The organism is Leisingera sp. (assembly GCF_034669605.1).
Taxonomy (GTDB): domain Bacteria; phylum Pseudomonadota; class Alphaproteobacteria; order Rhodobacterales; family Rhodobacteraceae; genus Leisingera.
Genome location: NZ_JAXMOX010000289.1, coordinates 1 through 4,347, shown reverse-complemented (window position 1 = coordinate 4,347; position 4,347 = coordinate 1). Strand labels below are relative to the sequence as shown.

At 65.6% G+C, this 4,347-nt stretch carries 4 protein-coding genes; 3 read left to right on the top strand and 1 reads right to left on the bottom strand.

Annotated features, from left to right (window positions below; translation table 11 throughout):
• Positions 1-599 precede the first annotated feature (599 nt).
• A complete protein-coding gene (locus VOI29_RS22880; protein WP_323783993.1) occupies positions 600-1,385 on the bottom strand; it encodes a crotonase/enoyl-CoA hydratase family protein in 786 nt (261 codons plus the stop codon).
• 306 nt (positions 1,386-1,691) lie between these two features.
• On the opposite strand from VOI29_RS22880, the gene VOI29_RS22875 reads away from it, so the two are divergent.
• The 3 genes from VOI29_RS22875 to VOI29_RS22865 form a co-directional block, all read left to right on the top strand.
• Positions 1,692-2,801, top strand: coding sequence for a pyridoxal phosphate-dependent aminotransferase (locus VOI29_RS22875; RefSeq protein ID WP_323783991.1), 1,110 nt, complete (start codon positions 1,692-1,694; stop codon positions 2,799-2,801).
• A 90-nt stretch (positions 2,802-2,891) separates the two neighbouring features.
• Entirely contained in the window at positions 2,892-3,086 is a 195-nt protein-coding gene (locus VOI29_RS22870) for a histidinol phosphate aminotransferase (RefSeq protein WP_323783988.1), read from the top strand.
• 193 nt (positions 3,087-3,279) lie between these two features.
• A partial coding sequence (locus VOI29_RS22865; RefSeq protein WP_323783987.1) for an ABC transporter transmembrane domain-containing protein occupies positions 3,280-4,347 on the top strand: 1,068 nt, incomplete at its 3' end.

Sequence of the window (4,347 nt, the reverse complement as noted above, 5' to 3'; positions counted from 1 at the left end):
GTTTTCATTGGCCGCCAGGTAGCGCCGGGCCGCCTCGCGGTCGCCGAAGCTCAGAGCCTCGTCATAGAAATAGGTGATCCTGTCCCCGGTGCGGGACAGAAGGCCGCCGCTTTCAAACAAGATGAACCATTTTTTCTGCACCAGTTGCATCAGCCTCGCTCCTTTCTGAAGTCCGGTGCTGAGACAGGGGCGCCTCAGCCGGATGTACTGCAGGTCTTCAGATCGCAACCAGCTTTCCGGCGCCCGAACGGGCCTCCCGGCAGCAGATTTCCGAATGCTCGATTGGCCTGATTTGTGCCCTGCTGAAGGCAGAAATCGCCCATAAATGTTGCCAAAAAGTTAACCGGGGTTTCTGCGGATTTTACGCGGCATTTTTCTGCCGGCTGGCGGCAGTTTCCCGCCGGCAGTGGCGAATTTTAGGAAAAATTGGCGAGAAAGCGATGTTGCGGTTCTTGAAGGCTTGCCGGCAGGGCGGCGCCGGGTCCGCGCCCGGCCTCCCCCGCGTCGGCGGCAAGGCGGCCTGCCGGGCAGCGGGACGGCCGTATTTGCACTGCACAGAAGAGTGCGGGGCACGGCATCGGCAAAAAGCGGACGCCGCGTCAGCCGAAGTCCGCAGGGCGTTTTTGCAGCTGTGCGGCGACCGCCTCCATCTGATCCGGCTTGCCGATCAGCTGCAGCTGTTCGGCGCTTTCCGCCAGCAGCACATCGGCCTGGGCAGCACCGCTTTCGGCGACAGCGATCAGGCGCTTGGCGGCCCGGATGGCGGAGGGGCTTTTTGCTGCAATGACGGCGGCCAGCTCCTGGGCGCGGGTCAGCGGGCTGTCTGACAGTTCGCTCAGCAGGCCCCAGTCCAGCGCCTGAGGGGCGCCGATTTTCTCGGCCGTGTAGGTGAGGCGGCGCAGCACGTCGGAGCGCAGCAGCCGCGGCAGCAGTGCCATGCCGCCCATATCCGGGATCAGCCCCCATTTCATTTCCATCACCGACAGCTGCGCCTCCGGGTGGGCAATGCGGATGTCGGCGCCCAGCGCGAGTTGCAGCCCGCCGCCGAAACAGGCGCCGTGGATGGCCGCAATCACCGGCACCGGCACCCGGCGCCAGACCATCGCCACCTCCTGGAACGCATTGGCGTCATGGTGGCTCCGCTCCATCACCAGGCTGTTCAGGTCGCGCTGCATCAGGCTGGCGAAACTGGCCATGTCGAGGCCGGCGCAGAAGCTTTTGCCTGATCCGGCCAGCACCACGGCGCGGGCATCCGAGGCGGCGACCTCCTGCCCGGCGGCGATGATCGCCTCGATCATCGCATCGTCGAGGGCATTGTGCTTGTCCGGGCGGGCAAGCGTGACATAGGCGATGTGGTCCTTGTAGCCGGTGGTGACTCGGGCCATGGTTTGTTCCCCGCTGCTGATCTGCAGCCAGCCTGCCCCGGATGCGGGAGGGTTGCCAGTGCGACGTGAGGGCAGGATCAGGGCGCGGTTTTCGGGCCAGGGAGCGGGAAAGCCCGGAGCTGCCGGCGGATCATTGGCGTTATGGTCCACCGGCACCGGCCAGAACAGGAGGCAGCCGAGAGCGCCGGCCAGCAGGGCGAAGCGGAAACCCGTGAAAGACTCCCTGAAAGACCTGGCGCGGACTTCGCGGGCGGCTGCGGCGACGCAAGCCTTGCCCCCTTCGCGGGCTTTCGGTTATCTGCCCCCATGACTGGTCCCCGCTATACCCCGCTTGCGCACTCCCTGCCCTCCACCGTGCCGTTTGTCGGCCCCGAAACCCAGGAACGCGCCCGCGGCCAGGCCTTTGCCGCGCGGCTGGGCGCCAATGAGAACATATTCGGCCCCTCGCCCAAGGCGGTTGCGGCAATGGCGCAGGCATCAGCCGACATCTGGAAATACGGCGACGCGCAAAGCCATGATCTGCGCCAGGCGCTGGCGGCGCACCACCGGGTGCGGCCCGAGCATATCATTGCCGGCGAAGGCATCGACGGGCTGCTGGGGTATCTGGTGCGGCTGCTGATCGGGCCGGGCGATGCGGTGGTGACCTCGCTGGGGGCCTATCCGACATTCAACTATCATGTGGCCGGGTTCGGCGGGCTGCTGCATACGGTGCCGTACAGGGACGACCGCGAGGATGTCGGGGCATTGTTTGCCAAAGCGGCGGAGGTGGATGCCAAGATCGTCTATCTGGCCAATCCCGACAACCCGATGGGCAGCTGGCACAAGGGGGCGGAGATCGCCGCGGCGCTGGACCATCTGCCGGAGGGCTGCCTGCTGCTGCTGGACGAGGCGTATGTGGAATGCGCGCCGGAGGGCACCGCAGCCCCCGTCAGCGCCGATGATACGCGGGTGATCCGGATGCGGACCTTCTCAAAAGCCTATGGCATGGCCGGCGCGCGGGCCGGCTATGCGCTGGCGCACCCGGATCTGATCTCGGCCTTCGACAAGGTGCGCAATCATTTCGGCATGAACCGGGCGGCGCAGGCCGGCGCCCTGGCGGCGCTGCAGGATCAGGACTGGCTGGCGCAGGTGCTGGCGCAGATCGCGGAGGCGCGGCGCCGGATTGCCGGGATCGCGGCAGACAACGGGCTGAGCGCCCTGCCCTCGGCCACCAATTTCGTGGCGATTGATTGCGGCCGGGACGGGGTGTTTGCCAAGGCGGTGCTGGATTCGCTGGTGGATCAGGGGATTTTTGTGCGGATGCCCTTTGCCGCGCCGCAAAACCGCTGCATCCGGGTGAGCTGCGGGCCGCAGGCGGAGCTGGAGGGCTTTGCCGCCGCACTGCCGCGGGCGCTGGCTTCGGCACGGGCCGGCTGAAACTTGCCAACCGCCGCCGGATCGCGCCGGTTTTACCGGACATTCCCCCCTGCTGGACTACCATTTTGGTGCAGAACCGGGAGAATTGTCATGCGTGACCCTGAATTGCCGGCCAACATGCCGGATTTCTTCATCGCCGCAATCACCTTTGCCGGGATCAACCTGGTGTGGATCTTCTTTGTGGTCTGGGTGATGTACGGAATGGTGCCTGTTCTGGTGCTGGCGGTGCTGATCAACCATCTTATCACCAGGCTGGACATCCGCCTGAACGCGCGGAAGGCGTGAAACCCGCCTTCCGCCTGTTTCCAAGCCGCGGCTGACGCGCCGCCCGGACCATTGCGGCCGTCCCGCGGGGGGCATTCCGCCCGCTGCAGCGGCACGGCGAATTGCTTGCGCCCTGCAACCGACCTGCTTAAATGGTTGCGGCATGTCAGAAAAGGCGCGAAATGACCCGAACTCCCTGCCGGACCCTCCCCGCATGAGCCAGCCTCACAAATCCTCCCGCGAGCTGTTCGGCTGGCTGTGGCGCGGCTATCTGCGCCACTACATCGGGCTGCTGGGCATCGCCGCGGTGTTCATGCTGCTGGAAGGCGCCACCATGGGCGCGCTTGGCTACATGATGCAGCCGATGTTCGATCTCGTGTTTGTCGCCGGCAATTCCGACGCGCTGGTCTGGGTCAGCCTGGCGTTTCTGGCGATTTTCACCATGCGCGGCGTGTCCAGCGTCACCCAGAAAGTGCTGCTGAGCAAGGTCTCGCAGACCTCGGCGGCGCATCTGCGCAAGGATATGCTGGCGCGGCTGATCCGCCAGGACCCGGCGTTTCACCAGCAGCATCCGCCGGGGCTGCTGATCCAGCGGATCCAGTCGGACGTCTATGCGATCAACGCGGTCTGGCAGGCGGTGATCACCGGCGCGGGGCGCGATCTGGTGGCGCTGGTGGCGGTGCTGGGCGTCGCCTTCAGCATCGATTGGCGCTGGACGCTGATCCTGCTGATCGGGGTGCCGGTGCTGCTGCTGCCGATCTCCACCATCCAGCGCTATGTGCGCAAGAAGGCGTCGCGGGCGCGCGATCTGGGCGCCGATCTGGCGACCCGGCTGGACGAGATTTTCCACGGCATCGTGCCGGTCAAGCTGAACCGGCTGGAGGAGTATCAGGTGCACCGGTTTTCCGAACGCACCGATGATTTTGTCCGCTCGGAAGTGAAGGCGGCCTTTGGCACCTCGTCGATTTCCGGCATGACCGACATCATGGCCGGTGTCGGCTTCATGGCGGTGCTGCTGTATGGCGGCAACGAGATCATTGCCGGCGAAAAGACCGTCGGCCAGTTCATGAGCTTTTTCACCTCGATCGGCCTGTCGTTTGAGCCGATGCGGCGGCTGGCGAATATTTCCGGCGTCTGGCAGGGCGCCGCGGCAGCTCTGGAGCGGATCAAGGAACTGCTGGATGCGCCGATCCTGCTGAGCGAGCCGGAGCAGCCGCAACCGGCGCCGCAGGGGCTTCCTGCCATCAGCCTGAACGGTGTCGATCTGCATTACGGCGACGCA